Genomic DNA, 25,125 nt, shown 5'->3' with positions numbered 1-25,125 from the left:
GGCTTATCGAAAGTGGAAGGTTTTCGGCTTTATGATGTATCTTGTCATACGGGAACAGCACATCCCAGGGAGTGCTGATCTCCCGCAACGCGACGTCCATCTCTTCCAGATTTACCTGTAGGTCGGCACTCTCCTCTGTTATCAGACAGAATGGCTCCGAAGAATTTTTGTAAAAATGTGCCCAAGCGGTAACATTGGCGCTAAACAGATCTTTTTCGACTTCCGAAACGTCCACGCCAAATGTTCGGACAAAATTTTCCGTATTACACTTGAGATTTCGGGTTCTTATGGGGCTCGTTTTGTCCCTCGTGTTATAAAGCTCTATATCGCTTGTGATGATATAATGTTCCATCTATATATTATATCGCTACGTCAATTTTTTGCTTGAACAACCCTACCTCGCCAAAAAACGAAAAAGTCTAGGAGTTGTTGAGATATGAACACTACCGTTTTCATTTAGTCTTGCATAAACTCTAACTCTGCTGACAACATTTTGTCCAGATGTATATATCATGGCAGGCTTCCACTTTTTTATCTTACCTTTTTCGTCAAAAAAAACATGTTGCTTAACGCAATCTGAGAAAATAGATTGTATTCCCGCTTCCAATTGTAACTCGGACATTGAACCTTGTTTGTCAATCTTAAAAGAAAAAACAATTGCCGAATCAAGATCAGAAGTGACGTTATTTATTAACTGCTTTTCAACAAGTTTTGCAACACGATTTAAATCATATAAATATTCCGCAGTTCTACCGATAACACCGATTGTGTCAACCTTACTCACATCAATCAGTAGAGATCTCTGTTCATATTGATACTGTAGAGAATCCTCTGATACAAATGCTTGAAGTATTTCATGTTTTTTATTTTTTTCTTTTCGATTAAGATTTATCTCTTTTTTTTGTGGCAACACGAAGTTTATCTCTCCATATTTATATGTAAAAGCATATTGATCCCCCTCGTATTCCAAATCATAAGACTCACCTTTGATACTTCCTAGTCTAAATCGTTCCAGTAGCGGCGTTATACGCACAGGACGTCTGTTCCTATAGATTATCCATACCTGCCTTATATCAGGATGCTGTAAAAAAAAGGAATTGTTTGCTGTATCGGAGACAGTAACATTAAACTTCCCTTCTAGCTTGCTGACGTCATTCGCATGAAGCGGTCGCAATTGGCCTATAGCACTTGTTGTGATAAACAAAATAAAAAACAATGTGAATATCATTCCCTTCATAAGAGCGTTATTTTATCGTCAATCCTTTAGTTTATAATAAATGGCGGTTCCATCGATATGGCTTGTCCCTCTAAAAGCGGATTCACTATACCCTATTTGGACTCCTCCTACCCCATCTTTACTTGCATATGTTATATTTCCATTAGAATCATGGTATACACGACCTGCGTGATAAGGCCCACCATGATCCAAAACAACTAATGAGGCTTCTGAAGCCGAGCACGGTTCATAGAATGCATTTACAAATTTACTAAACTCTGAAAACTCATTGTTAGAAGTAGACGGATTATCTTCGAACCAATATTGTCCATCACCTACAGCATAACCAAAACAATTAGATTTTTCAGATTCTATCGGTGCCCTAACAGGTGTATTAGGTTCAGCATCAATCACCGATTGCACCTCATATACTGTTATTTCTACTCCATTTGCCTGTAATTTGACTTCTGCTAGATTTAAGATTACTCCGCTTTTTGTACCATCCTCTAACGTTATTAAATAGTCGTCATTTAAAAATTCATAACCTGTTTTTGCACCGATAATATTCCCATTTTCATCTCTTTCCCAAGGGTCGTTGTTCTCTGTATCATCTTCGTCATTACTGCTATCATCATTAGCTGGTGGTGGGGTAGATATCGACCCGCCGCCACCTCCCGAACCTCCCCCTGTATCAGACCAACCACCACTGTCAGAATTATCATCCTCCCAGCCATCATGAGGATCATCTCCGCCCCAATCCCAGGGATCATCATCCGGATCTGGGCTACCCGGCGGTGGTGGAACATCGACTCCCGGCAGCTCACCACCGTCGATCGTACCATCGCTGTAGCCGCCTCGTAGTCTAAACAGCTCGTTTCTCGGTAATTCTTCCACATTACTCGAAATGTCGAAAAAATCTAAAATTGGTTGTCTTTCCATTTTACGTTCATTTATGGTTTACAGAAAATATCCGAGATACTCAAATCAATCAATTTCATTCCCATTTTTATTAATGTAAAACATTCTTCCGTCTTTCCATACTTTACATTTTCCGTTTTCAAAGCGAGATACTAAATCGAACTGAGGTTTGATAATCATTTTGCCTGTCTTGTCGATAAAACCGAAAGCACCTTGCAGCAGCTTTCCAATTTTAGGGTTTTCATGCTTTTCGAATATGCAATTCTGGCATACAGAAGCAAGATCTTCGGAGAAAGATCCCACACGTTGAAACTGAGGGTCAATCACAATCTCGCCCTCCATATTGGCAAAGCCTATCAATCCATTTTCATCTACCATCCTAAATAATCCGTCGCGCACATAATCCGGTCCGTTATCAAACCGATACGCCCTGAACAGTTCTTCTCCCTTTGTATTGATAGCCCAGATATTACCGTCCCCTCTCGTAGCAAACCCGATCGTTTTTATAGTATCTGTATAGACCTGCAGATACCTGTCGTCGGGGATGATAATATCTCCTCGCCCATTCTTATAACTATATTTTTCAAGCCCCGTAGTATCCACATTTAGATAAAGTACCTCATCGTCCGTGGCTGTGTGCTGTGCGCAAGCGGTCAATATTGTCAGCATTAGTAAGATTGTCCCGATTTTCTTTATCATAACACAGTATTAATTCGTTCTGATGAAATAAACCTTGCCTCCCGCATTACTATAGTCTGTTCCTCCCATTACACTTCCTCCGTCCCAGTAATCTACATGGTTGTAATTTCTATCATATCCCTCGAACTGTTCATAGTAAAGAAACCCTTGGGCCCCATCCGGTATATTGTCTATATGCCCTACTTCGACTGCATTGCCATATTTCGATGTCAAGTAGTCCTGCATATCCTCCGCACGATAAAAATACCATTCATTTTCACCATTTCTGTTAAAATCCCCTGAACTGGTTTGACCCTCAGTGTATTCGATATTATATCCATCTCCCATAAGATTCAAAACCAGGCTAAGCGTCAGCGCGCACGTGTCTCTATAATCTGGATCATTATTAAAGTTATATTGCACCTTACCTCCGATCCAGTCTGCAATATATTGACTAGGTGATATGCCCATTTCCTGAAGATTAGGTGATGTTTTGGTTTCGTAAACCGCTTTTAATGCATTCGTGAGTTTTTCTATATCAATATTTTGTTGAGCAACTCCCTCTTCTGGTTCGGGATTACTCGTTGGCGGAGGGGTATATATTGTGCCACCACCACCATAGCCGCTCCCTCCTGTGTCCGAACCACCGCCCATATCCGAGTTCTCATCGTCCCAGCCATCGTGAGGATCATCTCCGCCCCAATCCCAGGGATCATCATCCGGATCTGGGCTACCCGGCGGCGGTGGAACATCGACTCCCGGCAGCTCACCACCGTCGATCGTACCATCGCTGTAGCCGCCTCGTAGTCTAAACAGCTCGTTTCTCGGTAATTCTTCCACATTACTCGAAATGTCGAAAAAATCTAAAATTGGTTGTCTTTTCATATTGTATTATTTAGTGTTTATAAATTGTCTTTTTTATCCCTCTCTAAAAAAATCATGTGCTGGACAGGATATTTTCTGGTGTTATAAAGCCTTATGTCTTTCATTCTTATCTAATCCCCCGTCAACATTTAAGTCGGTATGATAAAGCGGAAGCAATCCTTCCGCAATATAAATGTCTTGTGGATGTGTAATTTTTATATTCTCGTAATTACCTCGGCTGAGATGTATGTTATTTCCATCTGCTTCGACTATAGTCGCATCATCCAAAAACAGCGGTTCATACGGTTGTTGGTATGCTTTTTTTAGTATAGCGGATTTAAAGACTTGGGGATTCTGCACTTCTTTAATGGTAGCTCTGTCAATAGCATTATTCTTAGAACCCTGTTTAATTCTCAATGTATTAACACTATCAAAAACAGGAACACCCGACCCATGAACATCAGCTGTTGCATAAGCATTTTTGATTGTTGCCGTCGATACGAACGGTCGAACCCCGTCGTGCACGCCTATTAGATCATCTCCCGCACAAGAGATATGATTCAACGCATTTTTAACGGAATGAAATCTTTGTTCACCTCCGACGACAGTTTGAATAGGACGTAGATGCTCATAATCATTGGTTAAACCTTTCCATAACAGTAAATGGCTTTCGTTTATGACGACAATAATATGCTCGATAGAAAAAAGACGGAGATATTTCTCTATCGTCCATACAATAATAGGTCTGCCTCCAATCTCGGTGTATTGTTTCCCCAAGGAAGAGCCAAATCGAACACCTATCCCACCAGCTAAAATAATAATAAATCGCTGCTTGTTCATAATGGTTATTTCAAATATTAAACTAATATATAATAAAAAATTATTTTCGAAAATATTTCGTTAAATTCACACCTGTATAAATTGTAAAATAAACATTAGCTTGCCATTATTTACTAACTTAACTATTGATAAAAATAAACCTACGTGTTTAAACGATTTCCTTCAGATTTTCAATTAGATAAAATGGATTGTGGGGCAACTTGTCTAAAAATGATAGCCAAGCATTACGGCCGGTTCTACTCCTTAGCTTTTTTACGGAATTTATGTGGTACGACACGAGAAGGGGTTTCTATTCTAAATATAATTCATGGTGCGGAGAGAATAGGTCTTAAGGCAAGAGCAGTCAAGGTATCGCTAAAACAACTTGTAGAAAATGTCCCCTTGCCCTGTATAGCCTATTGGAGACAAAATCATTTTGTCGTGATTTATAAAATTTCGGCTAAAAAAATATATCTATCTGATCCGGCTAAAGGGTTGATATCCTATGAGCATAAAGTGTTCGCTAAAAACTGGTACCAACCGGACACCAAAAAAGGCGTGCTTATCGGTCTGGAACCGGAAACTAACTTCCATGATATTCATCACGACGATGATGCAAAGTCTAACCGTTCCTTTGGATCTATATTACGATATTTTGCTCCCTATAAAAGTAATATTACAAATCTGATGATTATCATGCTCCTTGTAACAGGGTTACAGGCCACACTTCCATTTCTTACCCGGGCCATAATAGATGTGGGCATCGGTACTTCCGATTTGAATTTCATCAACATGATGCTCATCGCTAATGTTTGTATATTATTAGCCACTACCTTTTCTAATGCTGTAAGGGATTGGATTATACTTCATCTGACGAGCCGTGTGAATATTTCATTAATTTCCGACTATCTAGTCAAACTTATGCGGCTTCCCATCACTTTCTTTGAAAACAAAATGATCGGCGATATCCTGCAGCGTGCTTCTGACCATCAAAGGGTACGTGAATTTATTATGGGCAATTCCTTAAACCTCATATTTTCCACCCTTACCTTTATTGTTTTTGCTATTATCTTAGGGATATTCAATAAGCTTATCTTCTTAATCTTCGCTGCCGGAAGTTTACTTTATTTTCTTTGGGTACTCGCTTTTCTGGCTATAAGAAAGCGATTGGACACGAACTATTTCAGCCTCATGGCACAAGACCAAAGTTATTGGGTAGAAACGATATCCAGCATGCAAGACATCAAAACAAACAATTATGAGAATGCGAAACGCTGGAAATGGGAGAATCTACAGGCTCGCTTATATAAAGTGAATTTAAAACTCACATCGATAACCAATTACCAGAATCAGGGTGGTCAGTTTATCCAGGGATTCAAAAATGTACTGATTACTATTTTCTGTGCAAAAGCTGTGATCAGTGGTGACATGACATTCGGTGTAATGATTTCTACACAGATTATCATCGGTATGCTAAATGCGCCTATACAACAATTTATCCAGTTTATTATTTCGGCTCAATCGGCAAAAATCTCCTTAATGAGAATCAACGAAATTCATCAATTGAACGATGAGGAAACTCTGGAATCCTTCAACGACATCCTGCTTCCGGAGAAAAAAAACATCTTAATAAAAGGCGTCTATTTTCAGTATGCACCTAAGACACCTCCTGTCATCCGAGATCTACGACTCAAAATCCCAGAAAAGAAGGTTACCGCTATTGTTGGAAGTAGTGGTAGCGGTAAAAGCACATTGCTGAAACTAATTCTGAGACTATATGAACCGTCTGACGGCGAGATTAGCATAGGTAATCTCAATATCAAGAATATTCCACTGCATTATTGGCGTTCCAAATGTGGTGTCGTTCTTCAGGACGGAAAGATTTTCAGTGACACGATACTCAACAATATTGTTTTAGGAGATGAACACATCGATTTTGACAAATTCAGAAAAGCCGTTGCTGTAGCAAATATCGCAGGAGAAATCGAATCCATGCCAAAAGGGTATGATACCAAAACAGGAGAAGACGGACGAGGGTTAAGCGGAGGACAAAAACAACGTATATTAATTACCAGAGCTTTGTACAAAGACCCGGAATTTCTTTTTTTAGATGAAGCGACCAATTCACTTGATACGATCAATGAAAGAAAGATTGTAGAGGCACTCCAACAGTCATTTATCGGAAGAACAGTGGTCGTTGTGGCACACCGACTCAGTACAGTTAAAGACGCAGATCAGATTGTCGTTATGCGGGACGGACGAGTCATCGAAATAGGAACACACGAAAGTTTGATGGCTAAAAACGGATATTATTGTGAGCTCGTAACCACACAAACAGCCTTTGCTTAATATTATGGAAGTTCGAAAAGAGATTAAAAGAACGGAGGAGGTTGATCATATCGTCAACCGAATGCCAAACAGATTCGGCGTACAGGTAACTATTATAGCGACAGCGATAGTATCTATCCTGCTAGTGTTGGGGTTTCTCATTAGTTATCCGGACATACAGATCGGTACGGCAACCATCAATACCGAAACACCGGCAATGAGGATTTTCAGTAATCATGCTGGAAAAATTATCCTTCTGAAACAAAATCTGCAATCAGTGGAACAGGATGAAGTGCTAGGCTATCTGGATAATCCAGCCAATATGCAAGATATTCTCCATATTTCTGAACTTTTAAAGGACGTAGACATCACCAATATGGATGAAGTGTTAGCTTTAAGTGATTTTCCACGAAAGGTATATCTAGGTTCTATAAACAATGTATATTATACGTTTCTGAATGCCATGCAACAATACAAAAATTATTACGTAAACAACCTCTACGATCATCAGATTCGTACGTATAAAAGTCTGTTGCATGAACAATATACACTATTGGAAAAGACAAAAGAGAAAGCAGCGTTGTCCGGTAATAATCTCGATATTCTGGGAAGATTCGCTGAACGGGACTCAATCCTTCTGTCCAAACGGGTCATCAGCGTAGCGGAATTTGAAAGAAACAAAATGAATCAGCTCAACGCGGTGTTCAGCGATGTCAACACTAGAAATGAAGCTTCGCAGATCATGCTCGAAATATTCAAAACGCAAAATGCGATCAATGAGACCGAAATTAAAAAGGAGGAAATTGAAAAAAACCTTTATCTAACGTTAAGTTCGACATTTCATGAACTGAAAGCTACGCTAAAACAATTTGACGAAGTGTTTGTCTTTCGAACACCGCAAACCGGTAATTTGCAGTATCTTGACTTTTGGAATAATAACTATTTTGTGCAATCCGGAGAACCCGTTTTCTCTATTGTACCTTCTAACAATAAGATTGTTGCGCAGGTGAGGCTCCCGAATATAGGTGCTGGAAAGGTGGAGATCGGACAGGAAGTTATCATCAAATTAGATAACTATCCTTTTAATGAATTTGGATCGTTGACAGGGACAGTGCGTGACATATCCCTCGTTACTAACACACAACGAACTCAACAAGGCGATATTGAATCTTATTTGGTTCACGTTGGACTCCCAGGAGAACTCATTACTAATTACGGAAACAAACTAGAATTTAAATACGAATTGAAAGGTATTGCCGAAATCGTGACGAAGAAAAGAATGCTGATTGAAAGGGCCTTTGACAATATCCGGTATATGCTTTCCGAGAAACAACCATCACTTTCTGCCATATAACTTATTGAGTTTAAAAAACTGGTCGCTTGCAATTACATTCCTATATTTGTTTGTAACGACATAGGAATTAGCACAAACTAACAATTGAAAAACGTCTACGTGGATGATCGATTCTTCAGCAAGAAAAAACGTCGAAACTAAAAAATACAATGGCTATCTAGCTTTCTTACCTGCTTCGGATACGATGTTGCAAGAAGAATCACCTCTTACGGTATGCATAGATCAAGCTTCGCAAGATTACTACAGAAAATACCACAATCGAGATTTTTGCTGGTTTGAATTTAAACATACACCGCAGAATCAGCCCTATCGGTTTAGCATCGAAACAAAAGACAACTATCTGTGGATCCTCATTCAATTTTTAGGCAGCGGAAAGATAGAGATAACACCAGCGCTCTACGTAAAGGACGGTATCGTATACTGCTATCATCTGTATAATCAAAAGAAAAGTCTTTCTTTAGACCCCGGCAAGAATTGGTTCTTCCTGCTTGGTATCGCCGAACATCATTGGCCCGATCTAGCTGCCGAGTATCCGTTACTGCAAGATATAGGGAAACTCGACACCACAGATGGAATTAAACGTAAACAGCTCCTTGGTCAGACCGCTATTCAAGCTAAATTAATGGCGGCATTGGATTCGTTAAACCGCTTTGAATTCCGTCCTTTTAGCCTTTCTTTTCGCTTGGCAGCTTGGAATTTGCGGTTATTTAATCTCGTTTTCCAGGATTTGAAAGCACCCGAAAAGCCACAGGAAGATACGTTGATTACCTTATATTATAAAGCGACCCGGTATATTCAGGAAAATTTCCGGGAGGAGGATATGAACACAGCAATGGTGGCGAATGCCATGCACGTCAGCGTACGGAAATTGTATAATAGTTTTGAAAACAGACCCTTTTCGGTCATGGGCTATCTGCAGGAATTACGCCTTGTGCTGGCACGCGATATTTTAAGGGACTCGCAAGATACGATAGCCAGTATCGCTTTTGACTGCCATTTTGCCTCCGATAAACACTTCAGCCGGCTGTTCAAAAAACGTTTTGGCAAGGGACCAAATGAATACCGCATCGCTATTCAGGGCAATGTTTCCTTTAAATATAAGCGATAAATCCATACAAATTACCCGTTTTAAACCTACTTTTTAGTACACCCGGATACCTATTTAACCATTAGGAATATTTTCTGCCCTATCCGCTATACCATTTATCACATTACCTATATACGCTGTCTTATCAAGAATAGCTTTTCTTTCAGCGAGTATATATGTTCGACTGGAATCTACATCATTTATCGTAGCAGGCACAACCCTTGTCACGAAAGGTATACGCATTAGCCCTTTGCATTTATTTTTTACGACATCACGAATAGCAGACAGGTTATCGCGTATATGCGGTACGTCCTCCGGTATACTGTTTAAATCATCCTGTATACTTTTCGTCTCACTGGGTTTAACTTTCTGCTCATTGAATATAACTTTTGCCTCATCAGGTATACTTAACGGTAAGTATACACTCACCACAAAAACAGCTTCCTTGCTTCTTAAACCAATATTTTTAGCAGATTTTGCCTCCTGGTGACTAAAAGTGCAAGCAAAAAGCACACTTGTGCGGAAAAGTTTGCACGTAGAGACCCCAAGTTCGCTGAGCACCTATTCTATATTTGACCCGACAAATAAATATTTTTTTAACACTTTAATTTTATGATTATGGCAAAGCCTACATTATCTTCAAAAATCGGAACAGCGACAAAGCTGTTGACGTACGCAGAAAACGTACTACAGAAATCCAAAGACAATGCGGATCTTTTCGCAGATGCCGCAGAAACTATCGTCGAACTCGAAGTTGCGATCGGTGCCTATCGAAACGGTCTAACGGAAGCAGCCTATCGCGATATGCGACAGGTGGTCATCAAAAACCAACAGGCGGAGGTACTGAAACAGGTGCTTTACCGCTACTCGCTCTACGTGGAAACAGTGGCCAATGGTGATCCGAACCTTATTTTGGCTTCGGGATTTATGCCGAACAGAAGTACCGTACAACCACCTATCGGTATGTCGCCAAAAGCAAACGACTTAAGAGCCGAAGTGAAACACACCGGTACTAACTCGGTACATCTTCGTGTCGATCCCTGGAAACCGGCAAGGTTTTATCAGTTCGAGTTCCGCAAGGCCGAAAGTATGAATGGGTGGACACCTGTCTTAAGCACCAAATCCAGAACCGCGGTCCAGGGTCTGGAAGAGCGGCAAGAGTACGAGTTCCGTGTGACTTATCTGGGTACCGATCCTACCCCCAATTACAGTGAAACGGTGCGTTGCTTCGTAGTTTAATGCTTAAATAAGGTATTCTGGTGCACGACAAGCATCAGAATACCTTATTTCACGAATAGCATATTCCTATTTCGATTTTATTTACGTATTTTTAAAACTCAAACAACCGACATGAAGACCATCTATATACATCATCCACTACGTGACATCACTTACAAATCCAAGAAAGAACGTTATTTTATGGATTCGGAGCGGCAGGCATTACTGGACTACCGCACGGCACACGACAACACGTGGCGGATGAAACTGCGTTTCGAAAAAGCAAGAGGAGAAGTTTTTCTTGCGCAAAATCAATTGCATGATATCGATTATGAACGGGAGGAGCTGGAAGAGATGTGGGGATATTACCTTAAACAGGTTGATCTCACGGATGTGGATATCATACATAACATTGAAATCCGGTTTCAAGTAGAACTGCGAGACTTTTACCTGCAAGTACGCAAATTGCATCAACGCATCATCAAATTTTACGATAACGTAGCGGTGCTGGATTCAGAATATACGGATTTAACCAATACTTACTTCAAATCGAGCAAACCCATCGACCCACTTAATTTTAGCATCTTAGACGATATTTTTAAATTTCATGAAGACCGGGAAACAGATATTAAATCCTTAGATAAGGATCTACAGGAGTTTCTCCAAACACTCACCGCTGTATATGCACTCCTGGATGATTATATCCAATCGTACAATACATTTTACCAACACTACAGCACAAGTCTGCAGAACGTAGAGCAGCTGATGAAAGCCACGCAAAAGCTGAACAGTATTTGGGGTGATGAAGGATAAGTTCTAAGTGATACGTATATTTGTGCGTAACAATATGGGTATGCAAGAACGTATTTTTTCGATTGATAACGAGGACACATTTAACGAGGTTTGTTTAGAAGTATACCGCTATCAAAAAGATCAATGTGCTGTATACAGCAAATACGTAGATCTGCTAGGCAAAGGAAAAACAGGTATTAGTCACTACACACAGATTCCTTTTTTACCGATCGATTTTTTTAAAACGCAACAAATAATTGCTGCCGGACATCAAGCTGAAATTACGTTTACCAGTTCGGGTACAACCGGCATGATCACAAGCAAGCACCATGTAGCCGAAGTCGCTTGGTACGAAAACAGCTTTCGGTCTTGTTTTCAACAGTTTTATGGCGAGGTGGAAAATATAGCTGTGCTAGCCCTCCTCCCCTCTTATCTCGAACGCTCGGGTTCATCATTGATCTATATGGTCGATGATTTAATCGAGCGAAGCCAACAGCCATCGTCGGGTTATTTTTTATACAACCACGAAGACTTATTTAACACACTTCATAAACTGAAACAACGCGGTACAAAAACGCTCTTGATCGGCGTAACGTATGCGCTTCTGGATTTCTGCGAACGATACCAAATTGATTTTCCCGATCTTATGGTGATGGAAACGGGTGGTATGAAAGGGAAGCGGAAGGAAATGATACGGGAAGAGCTGCATCAAATTCTTGCAGCAGGCTTCGGAGTAGAAAATATACATTCGGAATACGGCATGACCGAGTTACTTTCTCAGGGTTATTCCTTTGGAAACGGGATTTTTCAAACACCACCCTGGATGAAAGTTTTGATGCGCGACACCAACGATCCGTTAAGCCTGATCGAACAAGGAAAAACAGGCGCTATCAATATCATTGATTTAGCCAACTATTATTCCTGTTCCTTCATTGCCACACAGGATTTAGGGAAGCGACACACAGACGATCGATTTGAGATCTTGGGACGCTTTGATAATAGTGATATCCGAGGATGTAATTTGCTGGTACAGTGATTAAAATCACTTCAAACTCGGATCATTAAATGTATTTCCTGCATTTATATCTCCAGTATCATAACCTTTTTTAAACCACTGCACACGCTGTTCTGAGGTACCATGGGTAAATGATTCGGGATTGACATGTCCCTGTGCTTGCTCCTGTAAGTGGTCATCACCTACTGCCGCTGCCGCACGCATACCATCGACAATATCCTCATAGGTCAATTCGATATTCGAGTAGTTTTTGACATGATGTGCCCAAACACCCGCATAGAAATCTGCCTGTAGCTCGGTCATGATCGATACTTTATTATATTCGCGCTCGCTCATTTTTGCTCGCATAGCGTTGGTTTGCTCCAATACGCCTAGCACGTTTTGTACATGATGTCCCACTTCGTGCGCAATCACATAAGCTAAAGCAAATTCTCCCTTTGCTCCATATTTCTTTGACAACTCTTCGTTAAAGCTTAAATCCAGGTATATCTTTTGGTCTCCCGGACAGTAAAATGGCCCAAAAGCCGATTGCCCTACACCGCATCCTGCGGTTTCTACGGCACCATTATAGACGGTTAACATCGTAGCCGGATAATCTGATCCATTAGCTGCGAAAATATTTTTCCAGACATCTTCTGTACTTCCTAAAACAACATCAGCAAAATCTATCAAACGATCTTCTTCCGGAGTGGACTGGTATTCGCCTTGTTCTGTTGGGGCTGTTTGCTGCATCTGATTCAATAACTGTTCTGGATCTCCCCCCAGCAAAAAACCAATAATCAGCACGATGACACCACCGATTCCACCAAGCGTCAGCTTCTGTCCGCCGCTCATACCTCTTTTATCTTCTATATTGCCGCTTCTACGGCCGCCTTGCCATTTCATAATTTTATCTGTTTACGTTTCAATATTACAAAATATTTACAAAGAATGTATATCCTTATTTTTTCGTATTTTCGCAGTTCAATCCCGTAATTATGTCTTTAGAACCGCAATTAATAGAAAGAAGCAACAATACATGTGAGTTATGTCATCGTTCGTCAGGGTTGTCTATATATACGGTTCCTCCTTCCGATCAGCAAACAGCAGATAATGTTATTTATCTATGCAATACCTGTCTAGATCAGATCGAAAAGAGGGAACAACTGGACGCTGAGCATTGGAAAGTACTTTCTGAAACAATGTGGTCTGAATACCCGGCGGTACAGGTAGTAGCATGGCGTATGCTGAGCAGAATGCGACATGAGGGCTGGGCATCCGACAATCTTGACATTTTGTATCTTGATGATGACAACCTGGAGTGGGCAAAAAAGACGGGTGATCATGAACAAGAAGGAACCGTACAATTTCATATAGATAGCAACGGTACCCGCCTTTATGAAGGAGATACCGTTGTACTCGTTAAAACGCTGGATGTAAAAGGATCTTCGCTCTCAGCTAAGCTGGGAACAGTTGTCAAAAACATCCGTTTAGTGCCAGACAATCCAGAACAAATCGAAGGCAAAATAGAGGGGCAGACGATTGTTATCTTAACCAAATACCTACGTAAAGGATAACAAGATACACTGCTTGAGCCCTTATATTAGTCGATCAGCGAATCTATCTTATTTTTGTCTGCTGGCAAACCCGATGTATCCGTTCCCATTCCTACAGAATCCTGCATTTCATGCAACATTTCATCGGGTTCGTTAAGGTTATACCGTGATCTATCCATCTCGCTCACCGGTCCGGGAGAGGCTACCGTATCTGTATCAGAAGAGTTGTCACTCCCGCCCGAACAAGAAAAAAAGAGTGTAATAGCCATTAAAGCGGCGATATATTTTCTGTTATTGATCATAACTTGTTTTTAAAGATTAAAAAATTTATCCTATCCTAATTAAATCGTTGCTCGTCCTCCAGTTGCTGGGATAGTAGCGCCCGAGACGTACGAAGCGGCATCCGATGCCAGAAATATATACACCGGTGCTATTTCAGCCGGTTGTCCCGGCCTGCCCATAGGTGTATCCTCTCCAAAATTCTCATGATCAGGAATTGTACTGGGAATTAACGGTGTCCATACGGGCCCTGGAGCTACGGCATTCACTCGGATTCCTGACCCATCCTCTAAAAACATTTGCGCCAAGCCAGATGTAAAGTTTTGGATGGCCCCTTTCGTAGCGGCATAAGGCAACAAACTAGGATTGGGTTTATAGGCATTCACAGATGTGGTGTTAATAATAGACGAACCAGGAGGCATATGTTTCTTTGCATATTTTACAAAGTAGAACATAGCGCTCATATTCACTTGAAACGTTTTATTCCATTCCTCTTCTGAAATATCTTCCACACCCTTATAACTCATTTGATAAGCTGCGTTATTCACCAATATATCGATTTTACCAAATTTAGCTACCGTCTCATCGACAATCCTTTTGCATAAAAATTCGTTCCTTATATTTCCCTTAAAAAGCAATGCGGTACGCCCTGAACGTTGCACCCAATCACGGGTATCAAATGCATCTTCGTCCTCCATATCATCCTTATAGGAAATAACAACATCCGCTCCTTCACGCGCCATGGCTATCGCAACAGCTTTCCCAATGCCCGAATCTCCTCCTGTTATAATGGCAACCTTGCCAATTAATGTATCACATCCGATGTAACTGTCTTCACCATGATCAGGTCGTGGCTGCATCGCAGACGTCACTCCTGGCGGATCCTGACTTTGTTTTGGAAAAGGAGGTTTCGGGTATAAATCCTTCGGATTGCCTTTTTTATATGTATTCATATAGCACTATGTTAGGTGATTATTATACGCGATATAACATTACTCATTTAATGGAGGAGTCGGCATCATTTGCTCAACGGTGTCCAAACTGTCGCGTTCTAGCGAATCAATAGGTATAATCCCGTCATCTAATGGCATATCTTGTTCTATCGGAGTATCCTGTATGTTCTCTCTCTGATTCCCGCCACAAGCATATAGTAAACCTGCAGCTGCAAATAATTGCGTATAAAAAATAAGCTTTTTCATGATAATTTTATCTTTTCGTTTTTTTACTTTTATGTTCTGTTAATACTATCATTTTGGTATTATTTTTTTGCTTAGTAGAAGCTGCTAATAGAAAAATACAAAATAAATAATAGCGAGGATAATGACAGCAATAACAATCGTCCATTGAATGGTTCGAGCCGCTGGCTTATCATCAGGCTCTTCTTTTGCAACCTCGGGGACCTCTTTCCGTGGCACACCGTGCATGGACTCATCCATTTCCATTTCGTTTTGTTCTCTATTATCTTCCATAACTTTATTTTTTAATATTTACTCTTTTCTCACTCTTCTTATCCTACTGACATAAAAACAAACCATTTAACATTTAAGTTTGGAAATCGATAAATAACAAGTATTTATACGCAGAAAACTGATCACTTAATCTACAAGCAAGTATTTTAGTCACATTAAACCGTATAAAAACCCAAAACATATTCCAAGCTAAGAAGGTTCACTCTACAAGATTTCGAGATAACTAAAAATATACTATCATGGCAAAAAACCACGGAAAGTCTATTAAAGACGATAAGAAATATGAAGCCTTACGCGACGACGGAATGAGCAAAGAGAAGGCAGCGCGAATAGCCAACACACCTAATGCCAGTAAAAAGGGAGGAAAGGCCAATCCATTGGACGACCGCACAAAAGAAGAATTATTGCAAGAGGCAAAGAAGATTGGCATTACGGGCCGTCACAAGATGACCAAATCAGCACTTATTAATGCCATCCGAAACCATTGACAAACGACAATGGACACCAAACAGGAAGCATTACTGGAATTGGAAGAATCCGGTCTTCGCTATTCTTCTGCACAAGAAAAAGGGTATACTCGAAAAGCTAAGGGGAGTTCTTTTCTATATCTAGACAAAGAAGGAAAGCCAATTAAAAACAAGCAGATATTATCCCGTATACACGCATTGGTACTACCCCCTGCTTGGCGGGAAGTCTGGATTTGCGCATCTCCAAACGGACATTTGCAGGCGACTGGTCTTGACGCTAACAATCGAAAGCAGTACAAGTATCATCCAAAATGGATGGCTTTACGAAGTGAGAAAAAATTTGCGGATCTTTTCACATTCGGAAATAAACTTCCACTTTTGAAAAAAAAGGTATCGCAAGATTTACGAAAAAAGAAATTATCCTGCGATAAAGTTTGTGCACTGGCCATAGCCATTATGGATAAAACTTCTTTCCGGACGGGAAACAGATATTATGAAAAAAACTATGGTTCCTACGGGCTGACGACCTTACGCAATAAGCATATCCAACAAATTTCCAGCAATAAAATATTCTTTAAATTCGTAGGCAAAAAAGGTGTAGTTCAACAGTGTTATCTGCGTGAAAAAGCGTTAGTCAGGGCTTTGGCGAAAGTGAAAGATATCCCCGGACAGGGGCTTTTCCAATACTACGACGAGGAAGGAAATATAAAGCCACTTGATTCGGGTACTATCAACGCTTATCTGAAAGAAGCGATGCTGTCCGAAGTTAGTTGCAAAACATTTCGGACATGGAATGGCTGTTTATTGGCGTTGTCTTATATCACAACGCTAACTCTTCCCCGTACGATCACGGAGCGAAAAAAGAATATCATCAACATCATCGACTACGTTGCACAGGAACTAGGCAATACAAGAACCGTTACGCGGAATTATTACATTCATCCGAAAATCTTATCAGCCTACGAAAGTGCGGAACTCGATAAATGGATAACATCGATCCAACGCAAACAAAAGCTTAGCGATAAAATGATACATAACCGATTAATGAAATTGTTATGTCTTAAATAGAAAAAAAGCCTGTAAAATTTTACAGGCCTTTTTCTATGCTTTAAGCAGTTTCTCCCACATTAGCTTCTTCCATTGCTATCTTGGTCAATAATTCATCGGTCTCTTTTTCCTCCGCCAAGGTCTGTCCAAGTAATTCCTTTACTTCTGTGTGTCCCATCAATTTTGCGTAGGTAACAACACATCCATAACTTGCAATTTCGTAGTGTTCTACTTTTTGTGCTGCAGCGATCAATGCGGCATCTACTACCTCTGGACTATCTTCAAATTGTTCGATAATCTCTTCAGCTTCTTTTAAAAGACCTTCCATAGCCTTGCATTTTTTACCCCGCGCATTTAACCCTAAGCTGGAAAAAGCGGACTTTAGACGTTCAACATGATTTTCCGTCTGTTCGTAATGTTCTTCAAACGCTTTCTTAAGTGTTGGGCTTTCCGCTGCATTGGCTAATTTCTTCAAACCTTTTAACAGTTGGCGTTCCGCGCCCAAAATGTCTCTCATTTCATCTACTAAGAGCTCGTGTAAATGTGCATTTGGCATATTGCCATTTTCTTTTGTCTGTGCCATAACTATCGTTGTTTACTTACAACATAAAAACATCCAATTACTCCGTTGGTTCGGATCTTTTTTAATTTCCGTAGTAATACCTGATTACAAGAGTAAAAAGGCGACGCTAAACCGTATAAACGCGTAATTAATTATTAAAAAGAAATATGATATCAAAAAAAGAGGCTGTCCCAATCAAGACAGCCTCTTTTCATCCAACATCCTTGTTAGCTGAATTACAAAACAGGTTCGTGTAATTAATCCAAATTATTCAACCAGTCTTCTACTTCCTCTTTCGTCTTTCCTGTTTTCTTTTGCAACTTTCCTAACAATTCGTCTTCCTTACCTTCTGCATATAATAAATCGTCGTCTGTTAAATCTGCATATTGCTGTTTAACTTTCCCTTTTACTTCGTTCCAACGACCTTTCCATGTTAATTTATTCATTATTTCCTCCTTTTAATATATTGTATACCTATAGAACCAACCGATCTCATTTTTGTTCTACGATTTTTAAAAAAACATCTTTTTCCTATTCCATATTTATTCTATTTTTCCCTATATCATTTGCTTTTTTTTGACGCTTTAGCCACTACGGAGAGCCAGATAATCAAATCCGTAAATATGCTGTTGCAGGTCTGAATGAGTATAGCACTGGGATCTCCGGAAAATTGCTTTTTATAGATTCGTTTTTCTTTTTTATATTGAAAAGCATAATACACCGTGCCTATTTCTCTTTTCTGCTTTGGATTGTTCGTTTTAAAAGCCAACCCCGTTACACTAATGAACACATCAGCATCCGGAATAGCGCCCCTCGTCAATCCATCTAACATACGCAAGGTCACTACCGCGGACTCCGCACAGTATTTTTCAATTTTAGTTTTTGGAACGGCAAGCAGTTGTGTTTTGCACTGATCATCATAACAGACCAACGATCCTAAAAAATAATCACCGCTGTGATACTCCAACGACCATAGCGTACTTAAATATCCCGCTGTCATACTTTCGGCACACAGTAGTTTTAAACCTCGGTTTTGAAAAAATTCTCCGCACGCGGCTAAAGCTTTTTCGTCAATCTCGGTAACAGGCGTTATCATCATATCATCCATAAACTTATCTCAGTAATCCGTTTTGAATAGCAAATTTGATTAATGCCGGTGTATTTTTTGATTTTGTTTTATCAATTAAGCTTTGCCTATGCCCCTCTACTGTCCGTTTGCTCAAAAACAATTTCTTTGATATTTCCAGATTCGTCAACCCTTCGCCTAGCAGCTCCAGTACTTCGAGCTCGCGTGAGGAAAGTGACAAGTCCGCCGGATCTATTTTATAAGATTGGGCCTCTTCCTTGTTAATAAGTTTATCCACCAGTTTCATGGTGAGCTCTTCACATAAGTAACGCCCTCCTTTGGCCACATGGTTTATACAAAAAAGCATTTCATCTGCCGTGACATTTTTTACGAGATATGCCCGCGTTCCAAATTGGAAACTTTGCGCCACATACTGTTCCTCGTCCAACATCGTTAGCACAATCACACGTATCCCAATATTCTTCTGTTTCAATTCTTTAATCAGCTGCAATCCATCCACGTTATCCATGGTCAAATCAGTAATCAAAATATCCGCTTCCACCCCAGCTGCTATCATATCCAATATTTCCTTACCACTGCCTACATCTCCGACGACTTCAAAATTATCTTGAGATTCCAGAAGCAGCTTAATACCATTTCTGACCACTAGATGATCTTCCGCCAATAATATTTTCGTCTTTTCCATTTTTATCTTCAAACCTTTACTTTGTTCTTCATTGATACTGATTGTTCAACAACTAAGTCCCTTTAATAGTTTATCTATTTACCCATTTACACTAAAAAAAATCATTTATATAAACCGCCGAACGCTACTTTGAGCGTATTTTCAGCATATCTTTATGCTTTCCGGATCGTGTTCAATGCTATAGCCCATTTATCATGCTTGCAACGAGAGCATACCCGATTTTTCAGAACAGTATCATGTTGCTGTATATTCCCACAATGCATACAAGCTAGCACACCAGTATAAGTAGATAAATCAGCTTCTTGGTAAGCTTCGGGAAATAACGGCAAGCCGAATTTCACGTCTTCATCCGCATAAAACAGCACACTCATGGTACCATCAGTTTCCAATACGGCCGTTCTGATCTGCCCCAGATGTTCGACGGATTGATTACGTAATTCCGCAAAAAATTCCATCGTAGAAAAATCATTGTCTTTCTCCTTTTTTACATCAAACATCCCGTTTTCGACCACGGTCATCTCCCGTCCCTCCAGAATACGGTGGACGGAAAGTGATTTGGACGCTAGCCACGTTAATGTTTTGTATATTGTCATAACGACGGCAAAAACAACCAATGCGTGAAAAATGGGTACATCCTCTTGGAACATGGGGTCACCCGCAGCAGACCCTAACCCCAATATAATAGCTACTTCAAACAAGGTAAGCTGGCGTACTCCCCTTTTTCCTGATAGGCGGAGTACGAGTACGATCATTAAAAACATGATGGCTGTACGTACGATTATTTCCCCGATAAAATGCCATTCCATACTTTCTATTAGCAAGTTTTTGATATCGATGTAAAACATATTTTATTTATTATATCAATAATACAAGGCAGATACAAAATAGTTTGCACCAAAAAAGGAGCTGCTTGTTTTAGCAGCTCCTTTCGGCTTTTTAATAAATATTTATACTAAAGTTTCTTTATACGTATATTTCTGAAAAAAACTTCTGAACCGTGTCCGAGAAAACCGATATGCCCCGATTTTTTACTTAATCCGGGATGTTTTTTACCGTCCAAGGTTCCATTTTTTGAGGCCGCTGCAAGATCGCCATCCAAGATAACCACGCCGTTAAGCGTCACTTTAATCTTGTCTCCTTGTACACGAATCTCCTGTTCATTCCATTCGCCTATCGGCTTCATGCCTTGGCGCTTTGCGGGTATAATCCCATAAGCCGACCCGTGATACTGATATTCTTTGAGATTCTTATAAATCTCTGCATCGTTATCTAAAATCTGTATCTCCGTACCTGCATACGCAGCATCTCCTTCTAACGGCGTACGAATACCTACACCATTGTTGGCGCCGGGCGTCAGTTTAAATTCAAAACGATATACAAAATCGCCATATTCTTCCTTCGTGTAGAGGTTTTTGCCAAACTTAGCATCGGGATTCGCTCTGATATAGCCTTGCGTTGTTACTTCGTAAGCGGGTGTTTCTGTCCATTTATCGAGATTATTACCATCGAATAGCATTTCAAAGCCTTCATTTTTTTCGTTATCATTTAACGTATATGTTTCTTTGCGTGCTAACTCTTTTACGTATATATCCCGATACCATACTTGTGAACCGTGTGCCTGAAGCTCGATCTGTTCAACCGGGAAAATAGATTGGTTACGATCCCAATAATTTTCAAGTGTTACATTGTCGACAACTAACTCACCGTTTAACCATACCCATACGTTATCGCCCACCATACGGATTTTAAATGTATTCCATTCACCCAATGCATTGTCCGCCACTTTCAACGGCGTAGATGGATGTTTCTTGTTATTGTACAGACCACCAGATCCTACTTCTGCACCTACATTCGTGCGAGAGATATCCCATATCTGTACCTGTGGCGTACCACGAAGATAAACACCGGCATCCGGCTCCTTCCCATTAGGATCCAATTTCCAATCTACCAGCATCTCAAAATCGCCATATTGCTTCACGGTAGCGATATTATCTCCTTCGCCGGAGAAAACAAGTTCGCCCTTAACCGCTCTCCAATTGTCATGCATCTTTTTATCTGCTGCAGCTTGCTTTTGCTCCAACTCTTTTGGTGACATAGCCGCTCGCTTGATCGGATTCGCTACGAGCCCTTTCCAACCCGTTAGGTCTGTGCCGTTAAAGATAGATGCATAGCCTTCTCCTGACGGCATTTCCGTTAAATGACGGACGATGGCTTCCCGCAAATAGGAGCTTTCGCTACCCGTCAAATTCTCCATTGCTTTGTTCAAAATATCACGGATATCCTTTCCGATATATTTATAACTGTCCGTAGCAATATTCATCGCCGTATTTGTCGCAGCACCTTTCAAGTCCTTATCGTCCATGTATTTTGCTGCAAACATCAATGCCTGAAAAGTACCTGTTGCTTGCAAGCTGCTCAATACCGCCCGTTTTTGCGCTGTACTTTCTGCAAGCTCAAATGCATCTTTTAATAACAGTGTTTTCTGCTCATTGGTATGATCACTCGCGTTGATATGCTTAATCAAACCGTTAAAAATAGCGCCAAAGTGTTCGTTAACACGTTCAGATCGGGACAATGCTATCAACACCGGCAATGCTTCTGGGTTGGACCAGCTCGCAAGCGCAAGTACGGCTGAATTTTTGAGTTCATTATTCTTCAAGAAGCCCTCAACTGTTTTCAACGATTCCCCTCCACCTACACCTGCAAATACCGGAAAAAGTTTAGCCGAAGCTGGCGACGGATTTCGCGATGTCTCTACAGCCAACTGACTTATTTTCGCGCCCTTATCACTACGTGCGTTCAACGCTATAACTAAAGCCTCCTGTACATAACGGGCATCACTTTCTGAAGCATTCGTCAGTACGCTAACCAACGCATCGACATCTTCAGGACCTACCACGTTTGGCAATGCTTTCAATGCAGCTACTTTCACATTGTTATCGCTGGCTGTCAACAGTGGTAAAACCACTTTAGATGAATTCGCATTTGTACGGGTTGCCAAAACCTTAAGCAGGGCCAACTGTGTTTTCGCATCTGCCCCTGCAACCGCGTTGTTTATTTTTTCAACGACCTCTGCATCTTTTGAAGACAAAAGCAATGCTTCGATAGCTTGTGTCGTTGCTTCATCAGCATTTGGCAACTCTGAAATCAAATAATCTGTACTACCGTCACTAGATAGTTTAGAAAGTGTATTTAAGCCGGCAATTTTTGCCGTCGTATATTTTAGGTTACCCAATGATTTTTTGACGTCTGGCACGAGTGCTTCTGTGCCTTCAGAGGCCAGGTAGTTCAGTATACTTTCCTGCACCTCCGGTGAGGATTTCCGTAACGTACCGATTAGTTTTTTAGTATCGGCATCTGTCCCGTTTTCCGCCAACAGATTCAATGCTGCAGCGCGATACAGCGGTTCACTGCTCGTAGCTGCCTTCATCAACTGCTTACGCGTTTTTGCGGGGTTTGCTTTTGTTAATAAGGTTAATGCTCCAACCTGTAATGTCGGCGCTTCTGCTTTTGCGGCTTCTTTGGCAATTTTATTCGCTATCGAAATGGCTTGTTTTTGCTGTCCTTCGTCCAACAGGTTGTTGGCGTAGTCCAATGTAAGTCCCCCAATATTGGTTTTATCAAATTGATAATTGACCTCTTTTAGCTTTGCTAGAAAAACAGGGGCCGATTTAGTACCGGCAATTTTACTCAATGCCGTATACGCGTTCCGTTGGTAATTTTCCGACGTATATTGTGCTAACGTAGCGATAATGGCCTCTTCGTCATTTTTTGAGTGCAGATCGCCCAACGCACCTACGATTGCTGTTGTTGATTTTTCCGATGCCGAAGATGCTAAAGCACTGGACAACGCCTGAGCTGCTTCTGGCGTACGGATACCATTGAGTGCCAATGCCGCTTTATCTACTAGATATTCATCTTTCAAGTACGGAACAAGCACATCGATAGCTTCGTTTTTCGAAGCTTGCTTCATTAATTGCAATACAAAACCTTTGTTGTCTTTGTCTTGCAGCCTATCCAACGCCAATATCAGTCCTCTGGAAAAAACCTCGCGCTGGGCTTCCATACCAGGCTGCATAACATAAAAGGAATAAGAATTGGCCGCATATTCTGTTGCCGCATTATTTCCTCCCTGCGGCTTCAAACCTGCAAGTAGATTCGCTACATCCTCCGCCGTGAAGTTTTGCAGTTCCTTCATGGCAGCTGTAAATTTATTTATTTCTTCAGCCGGTTGTTGCGCTAGCACATCTGCAATTTTTGTTGCTGAAGTTCTGTTTGCCGGTTGTTGGGCATAAGCCGCAACTTGTATAAGCAACAGTGCTGATAACGTATTAAATACTTTCTTCATTTTTTCAAATAGGTTGATTTAGATAATCCAAGGACCGCGCATAGGTTGATCAATTAATCTGTTCGCTGCTTCGTCATCCACAAACACTTGTTTTTCGGAGTCAAATTTCAGCGTTCGGTTTAAACGTAATGCAGCCAATCCTAAGTTAACCAACGTAGCCGAATAATAACCATTTTGTTCATTCAACGCAAATTTCTGTCTTGTGCGGCAAGCTTCCACAAAATCGGTCATCTGTGGAGCAGGATCGGGATATTGTGCTAGTTTCCGCTCCATATCAGGAATATCGGACACGAATCCTTTATACAATTTCCCTTTCGGTCCCTCGATATACGCCAATCCTTCTTCCGTACCTGCACCATCCAACACGATTTGACATCCATCGGCATAGGTGTAGGTAATTTTTCTCCAGGTGCCGACTGCGTCCGAATGCTGTTGAGGTGCATCGACTTCAATTTTTATCGGACTTTCTTCATCTTTGCCTAGAAAATATTGAACAGGATCCAGATAATGTTGCCCCATGTCGCCTAACCCGCCTCCATCGTAATCCCAATATCCGCGAAACGTGGTATGTACACGGTGCGTGCTATAGGGTTTATGCGGAGCAGGTCCTAGCCACATTTCGTAATCCAATTCTTTTGGAGCTTGCTCTACAGGTAAATCTTCCCTTCCTACCCAATAAAATTTCCAATCAAATCCGGTATGTTTACTAATCGTCACTTTTAACGGCCATCCCAACATCCCCGTGTCCACTAATTTCTTGATCTTTTTGACCGGTACATTCATGCCATAAAAGTTGGCATCAAAGCGGAACCAGGTGTTTAATCTAAAAATATTTCCGTGTTGGGCTACTGCCTCTTTTACTTTTTTACCTTCCCCAATCGTTCGTGTCATGGGTTTTTCACACCAGATATCTTTGCCCGAACGGGCTGCTTCTACTGCCATAAGACCATGCCAATGTGGAGGTGTCGCTATATGTACAATATCTACTTCTGGATTTTGAATTAATTCCCGAAAGTCGTGATGTTCTGTTACTCCTCCACCAAGGGCCTTTTGTGCCAATGCTAAGTGCCTGGTGTCGACATCACAAATCGCTACTGTTTTTGTACCCGCATATTTGAAATGCCCTCTTCCCATGGCTCCTACACCGATTACCCCCTTAGTTAAATGGTCACTGGGCGCCAAAAAACCTTTACCGCCGAGCACATGCCGGGGAACTATGGTAAAAGCTGCCGCACCAATCAACGTCTTCTTCAGAAAATTACGTCTTGATGTTTTGTTTTCACTCATGCTTGTTTAATTAATTAAATTAGGTTTTAAATATTCTTTATGATTTGAGATTCTACTCCTATATTTTGAA

At 40.8% G+C, this 25,125-nt stretch carries 28 protein-coding genes; 9 read left to right on the top strand and 19 right to left on the bottom strand.

Going from position 1 to position 25,125, the window contains the following annotated elements:
• The 6 genes from FXV77_RS21365 to FXV77_RS21340 all read right to left on the bottom strand — a co-directional run.
• Positions 1-352 (bottom strand): hypothetical protein (locus FXV77_RS21365; protein ID WP_148921279.1); only part of this gene is annotated, 352 nt, incomplete at its 3' end.
• Positions 353-394: 42 nt separating this feature from the next.
• Positions 395-1,237 carry a hypothetical protein gene (locus FXV77_RS21360; protein WP_148921278.1) on the bottom strand — a complete coding sequence of 281 codons (843 nt, stop codon included), beginning with the start codon at positions 1,235-1,237 and terminating at the stop codon, positions 395-397.
• An 18-nt stretch (positions 1,238-1,255) separates the two neighbouring features.
• Positions 1,256-2,155: a hypothetical protein gene (locus FXV77_RS21355; RefSeq protein WP_148921277.1), complete on the bottom strand. Its 900-nt coding sequence runs from the start codon at positions 2,153-2,155 to the stop codon at positions 1,256-1,258.
• Between the two features lie 45 nt (positions 2,156-2,200).
• The gene (locus tag FXV77_RS21350; protein WP_148921276.1) at positions 2,201-2,833 is read right to left on the bottom strand and encodes a WG repeat-containing protein; all 633 of its coding nucleotides are present in this window, start codon (positions 2,831-2,833) and stop codon (positions 2,201-2,203) included.
• A gap of 9 nt (positions 2,834-2,842) precedes the next feature.
• The gene (locus tag FXV77_RS21345) at positions 2,843-3,697 is read right to left on the bottom strand and encodes a T6SS effector amidase Tae4 family protein (protein ID WP_148921275.1); all 855 of its coding nucleotides are present in this window, start codon (positions 3,695-3,697) and stop codon (positions 2,843-2,845) included.
• Between the two features lie 81 nt (positions 3,698-3,778).
• On the bottom strand, positions 3,779-4,516 hold the full coding sequence (locus FXV77_RS21340; RefSeq protein WP_148921274.1) for an IspD/TarI family cytidylyltransferase: 738 nt from the start codon (positions 4,514-4,516) through the stop codon (positions 3,779-3,781).
• A gap of 144 nt (positions 4,517-4,660) precedes the next feature.
• Between FXV77_RS21340 and FXV77_RS21335 the strand changes: the two genes are divergently transcribed.
• The 3 genes from FXV77_RS21335 to FXV77_RS21325 all read left to right on the top strand — a co-directional run bounded on the left by FXV77_RS21335 (position 4,661) and on the right by FXV77_RS21325 (position 9,285).
• Positions 4,661-6,844, top strand: a complete 2,184-nt coding sequence (locus FXV77_RS21335; RefSeq protein WP_187444211.1) for a peptidase domain-containing ABC transporter — start codon at positions 4,661-4,663, stop codon at positions 6,842-6,844.
• Positions 6,845-6,848: 4 nt separating this feature from the next.
• Positions 6,849-8,177, top strand: a complete 1,329-nt coding sequence (locus tag FXV77_RS21330) for an HlyD family efflux transporter periplasmic adaptor subunit (protein WP_148921273.1) — start codon at positions 6,849-6,851, stop codon at positions 8,175-8,177.
• A gap of 103 nt (positions 8,178-8,280) precedes the next feature.
• Positions 8,281-9,285 carry an AraC family transcriptional regulator gene (locus tag FXV77_RS21325; RefSeq protein WP_148921272.1) on the top strand — a complete coding sequence of 335 codons (1,005 nt, stop codon included), beginning with the start codon at positions 8,281-8,283 and terminating at the stop codon, positions 9,283-9,285.
• 54 nt (positions 9,286-9,339) lie between these two features.
• On the opposite strand, the gene FXV77_RS21320 is transcribed toward FXV77_RS21325, so the two are convergent.
• Positions 9,340-9,693, bottom strand: coding sequence for a hypothetical protein (locus tag FXV77_RS21320; RefSeq protein ID WP_222867848.1), 354 nt, complete (start codon positions 9,691-9,693; stop codon positions 9,340-9,342).
• A 189-nt stretch (positions 9,694-9,882) separates the two neighbouring features.
• Here FXV77_RS21320 and FXV77_RS21315 point away from each other — a divergent pair, with 189 nt between their 5' ends.
• The 3 genes from FXV77_RS21315 (at position 9,883) to FXV77_RS21305 (ending at position 12,310) form a co-directional block, all read left to right on the top strand.
• The gene (locus tag FXV77_RS21315) at positions 9,883-10,503 is read left to right on the top strand and encodes a fibronectin type III domain-containing protein (RefSeq protein WP_148921270.1); all 621 of its coding nucleotides are present in this window, start codon (positions 9,883-9,885) and stop codon (positions 10,501-10,503) included.
• 111 nt (positions 10,504-10,614) lie between these two features.
• Positions 10,615-11,295 (top strand): hypothetical protein, encoded by a 681-nt coding sequence (locus FXV77_RS21310; protein ID WP_148921269.1) that lies wholly within the window; start codon positions 10,615-10,617, stop codon positions 11,293-11,295.
• Between the two features lie 40 nt (positions 11,296-11,335).
• Positions 11,336-12,310, top strand: a complete 975-nt coding sequence (locus FXV77_RS21305) for a LuxE/PaaK family acyltransferase (protein ID WP_394344155.1) — start codon at positions 11,336-11,338, stop codon at positions 12,308-12,310.
• Positions 12,311-12,316: 6 nt separating this feature from the next.
• Here the strand turns inward: FXV77_RS21305 and ypfJ are convergent, their stop codons facing one another.
• A complete protein-coding gene (gene ypfJ, locus FXV77_RS21300) occupies positions 12,317-13,174 on the bottom strand; it encodes a KPN_02809 family neutral zinc metallopeptidase (RefSeq protein ID WP_148921268.1) in 858 nt (285 codons plus the stop codon).
• Between the two features lie 92 nt (positions 13,175-13,266).
• On the opposite strand from ypfJ, the gene FXV77_RS21295 reads away from it, so the two are divergent.
• Complete coding sequence (locus FXV77_RS21295; protein WP_148921267.1) at positions 13,267-13,845, top strand: PhnA domain-containing protein; 579 nt, start codon at positions 13,267-13,269, stop codon at positions 13,843-13,845.
• Positions 13,846-13,871: 26 nt separating this feature from the next.
• On the opposite strand, the gene FXV77_RS21290 is transcribed toward FXV77_RS21295, so the two are convergent.
• From FXV77_RS21290 to FXV77_RS21275, 4 genes are all read right to left on the bottom strand, one after another.
• Positions 13,872-14,126 (bottom strand): hypothetical protein, encoded by a 255-nt coding sequence (locus FXV77_RS21290; RefSeq protein ID WP_148921266.1) that lies wholly within the window; start codon positions 14,124-14,126, stop codon positions 13,872-13,874.
• 39 nt (positions 14,127-14,165) lie between these two features.
• On the bottom strand, positions 14,166-15,056 hold the full coding sequence (locus FXV77_RS21285; RefSeq protein ID WP_148921265.1) for an SDR family oxidoreductase: 891 nt from the start codon (positions 15,054-15,056) through the stop codon (positions 14,166-14,168).
• A gap of 39 nt (positions 15,057-15,095) precedes the next feature.
• Positions 15,096-15,302: a hypothetical protein gene (locus FXV77_RS21280; protein ID WP_148921264.1), complete on the bottom strand. Its 207-nt coding sequence runs from the start codon at positions 15,300-15,302 to the stop codon at positions 15,096-15,098.
• 84 nt (positions 15,303-15,386) lie between these two features.
• The gene (locus tag FXV77_RS21275) at positions 15,387-15,572 is read right to left on the bottom strand and encodes a hypothetical protein (RefSeq protein WP_148921263.1); all 186 of its coding nucleotides are present in this window, start codon (positions 15,570-15,572) and stop codon (positions 15,387-15,389) included.
• Between the two features lie 239 nt (positions 15,573-15,811).
• Between FXV77_RS21275 and FXV77_RS21270 the strand changes: the two genes are divergently transcribed.
• Both FXV77_RS21270 and FXV77_RS21265 read left to right on the top strand, forming a co-directional pair.
• Positions 15,812-16,060, top strand: a complete 249-nt coding sequence (locus FXV77_RS21270; protein WP_148921262.1) for a DUF7218 family protein — start codon at positions 15,812-15,814, stop codon at positions 16,058-16,060.
• A gap of 9 nt (positions 16,061-16,069) precedes the next feature.
• Positions 16,070-17,107, top strand: coding sequence for a DNA topoisomerase IB (locus tag FXV77_RS21265; protein ID WP_148921261.1), 1,038 nt, complete (start codon positions 16,070-16,072; stop codon positions 17,105-17,107).
• 40 nt (positions 17,108-17,147) lie between these two features.
• On the opposite strand, the gene FXV77_RS21260 is transcribed toward FXV77_RS21265, so the two are convergent.
• From FXV77_RS21260 to FXV77_RS21230, 7 genes are all read right to left on the bottom strand, one after another.
• On the bottom strand, positions 17,148-17,669 hold the full coding sequence (locus tag FXV77_RS21260; RefSeq protein ID WP_148921260.1) for a YciE/YciF ferroxidase family protein: 522 nt from the start codon (positions 17,667-17,669) through the stop codon (positions 17,148-17,150).
• A gap of 236 nt (positions 17,670-17,905) precedes the next feature.
• Positions 17,906-18,094, bottom strand: a complete 189-nt coding sequence (locus FXV77_RS21255; protein WP_130140620.1) for a CsbD family protein — start codon at positions 18,092-18,094, stop codon at positions 17,906-17,908.
• A gap of 116 nt (positions 18,095-18,210) precedes the next feature.
• Positions 18,211-18,747 (bottom strand): CinA family protein, encoded by a 537-nt coding sequence (locus FXV77_RS21250; protein WP_187444209.1) that lies wholly within the window; start codon positions 18,745-18,747, stop codon positions 18,211-18,213.
• Between the two features lie 13 nt (positions 18,748-18,760).
• Entirely contained in the window at positions 18,761-19,420 is a 660-nt protein-coding gene (locus FXV77_RS21245; protein ID WP_148921258.1) for a response regulator transcription factor, read from the bottom strand.
• A gap of 152 nt (positions 19,421-19,572) precedes the next feature.
• On the bottom strand, positions 19,573-20,265 hold the full coding sequence (locus tag FXV77_RS21240) for a DUF421 domain-containing protein (protein WP_148921257.1): 693 nt from the start codon (positions 20,263-20,265) through the stop codon (positions 19,573-19,575).
• 107 nt (positions 20,266-20,372) lie between these two features.
• A complete protein-coding gene (locus FXV77_RS21235; protein WP_148921256.1) occupies positions 20,373-23,768 on the bottom strand; it encodes a DUF1080 domain-containing protein in 3,396 nt (1,131 codons plus the stop codon).
• Between the two features lie 18 nt (positions 23,769-23,786).
• Positions 23,787-25,055: a Gfo/Idh/MocA family oxidoreductase gene (locus tag FXV77_RS21230; RefSeq protein WP_148921255.1), complete on the bottom strand. Its 1,269-nt coding sequence runs from the start codon at positions 25,053-25,055 to the stop codon at positions 23,787-23,789.
• Positions 25,056-25,125: the final 70 nt, after the last annotated feature.

This window comes from Sphingobacterium phlebotomi (assembly GCF_008180195.1).
Taxonomy (GTDB): Bacteria; Bacteroidota; Bacteroidia; order Sphingobacteriales; family Sphingobacteriaceae; genus Sphingobacterium; species Sphingobacterium phlebotomi.
The sequence above is the reverse complement of the archived record's forward strand: the minus strand, read 5'-3'. Positions and strand labels throughout refer to the sequence as shown.

Excerpts from the sequence above, each read along its gene's own strand:
- FXV77_RS21350 (WP_148921276.1), bottom strand. The coding sequence starts at position 2,833 with ATGATAAAGAAAATCGGGACAATCTTACTAATGCTGACAATATTGACC.
- FXV77_RS21315 (WP_148921270.1), top strand. The coding sequence starts at position 9,883 with ATGGCAAAGCCTACATTATCTTCAAAAATCGGAACAGCGACAAAGCTG.
- FXV77_RS21360 (WP_148921278.1), bottom strand. The coding sequence starts at position 1,237 with ATGAAGGGAATGATATTCACATTGTTTTTTATTTTGTTTATCACAACA.
- FXV77_RS21255 (WP_130140620.1), bottom strand. The coding sequence starts at position 18,094 with ATGAATAAATTAACATGGAAAGGTCGTTGGAACGAAGTAAAAGGGAAA.
- FXV77_RS21270 (WP_148921262.1), top strand. The coding sequence starts at position 15,812 with ATGGCAAAAAACCACGGAAAGTCTATTAAAGACGATAAGAAATATGAA.
- FXV77_RS21355 (WP_148921277.1), bottom strand. The coding sequence starts at position 2,155 with ATGGAAAGACAACCAATTTTAGATTTTTTCGACATTTCGAGTAATGTG.
- ypfJ (WP_148921268.1), bottom strand. The coding sequence starts at position 13,174 with ATGAAATGGCAAGGCGGCCGTAGAAGCGGCAATATAGAAGATAAAAGA.
- FXV77_RS21240 (WP_148921257.1), bottom strand. The coding sequence starts at position 20,265 with ATGTTTTACATCGATATCAAAAACTTGCTAATAGAAAGTATGGAATGG.
- FXV77_RS21330 (WP_148921273.1), top strand. The coding sequence starts at position 6,849 with ATGGAAGTTCGAAAAGAGATTAAAAGAACGGAGGAGGTTGATCATATC.
- FXV77_RS21310 (WP_148921269.1), top strand. The coding sequence starts at position 10,615 with ATGAAGACCATCTATATACATCATCCACTACGTGACATCACTTACAAA.
- FXV77_RS21250 (WP_187444209.1), bottom strand. The coding sequence starts at position 18,747 with ATGATGATAACGCCTGTTACCGAGATTGACGAAAAAGCTTTAGCCGCG.
- FXV77_RS21345 (WP_148921275.1), bottom strand. The coding sequence starts at position 3,697 with ATGAAAAGACAACCAATTTTAGATTTTTTCGACATTTCGAGTAATGTG.
- FXV77_RS21340 (WP_148921274.1), bottom strand. The coding sequence starts at position 4,516 with ATGAACAAGCAGCGATTTATTATTATTTTAGCTGGTGGGATAGGTGTT.
- FXV77_RS21280 (WP_148921264.1), bottom strand. The coding sequence starts at position 15,302 with ATGAAAAAGCTTATTTTTTATACGCAATTATTTGCAGCTGCAGGTTTA.
- FXV77_RS21230 (WP_148921255.1), bottom strand. The coding sequence starts at position 25,055 with ATGAGTGAAAACAAAACATCAAGACGTAATTTTCTGAAGAAGACGTTG.
- FXV77_RS21265 (WP_148921261.1), top strand. The coding sequence starts at position 16,070 with ATGGACACCAAACAGGAAGCATTACTGGAATTGGAAGAATCCGGTCTT.
- FXV77_RS21305 (WP_394344155.1), top strand. The coding sequence starts at position 11,336 with ATGCAAGAACGTATTTTTTCGATTGATAACGAGGACACATTTAACGAG.
- FXV77_RS21260 (WP_148921260.1), bottom strand. The coding sequence starts at position 17,669 with ATGGCACAGACAAAAGAAAATGGCAATATGCCAAATGCACATTTACAC.
- FXV77_RS21245 (WP_148921258.1), bottom strand. The coding sequence starts at position 19,420 with ATGGAAAAGACGAAAATATTATTGGCGGAAGATCATCTAGTGGTCAGA.
- FXV77_RS21275 (WP_148921263.1), bottom strand. The coding sequence starts at position 15,572 with ATGGAAGATAATAGAGAACAAAACGAAATGGAAATGGATGAGTCCATG.
- FXV77_RS21325 (WP_148921272.1), top strand. The coding sequence starts at position 8,281 with ATGATCGATTCTTCAGCAAGAAAAAACGTCGAAACTAAAAAATACAAT.
- FXV77_RS21290 (WP_148921266.1), bottom strand. The coding sequence starts at position 14,126 with ATGATCAATAACAGAAAATATATCGCCGCTTTAATGGCTATTACACTC.
- FXV77_RS21295 (WP_148921267.1), top strand. The coding sequence starts at position 13,267 with ATGTCTTTAGAACCGCAATTAATAGAAAGAAGCAACAATACATGTGAG.
- FXV77_RS21235 (WP_148921256.1), bottom strand. The coding sequence starts at position 23,768 with ATGAAGAAAGTATTTAATACGTTATCAGCACTGTTGCTTATACAAGTT.
- FXV77_RS21285 (WP_148921265.1), bottom strand. The coding sequence starts at position 15,056 with ATGAATACATATAAAAAAGGCAATCCGAAGGATTTATACCCGAAACCT.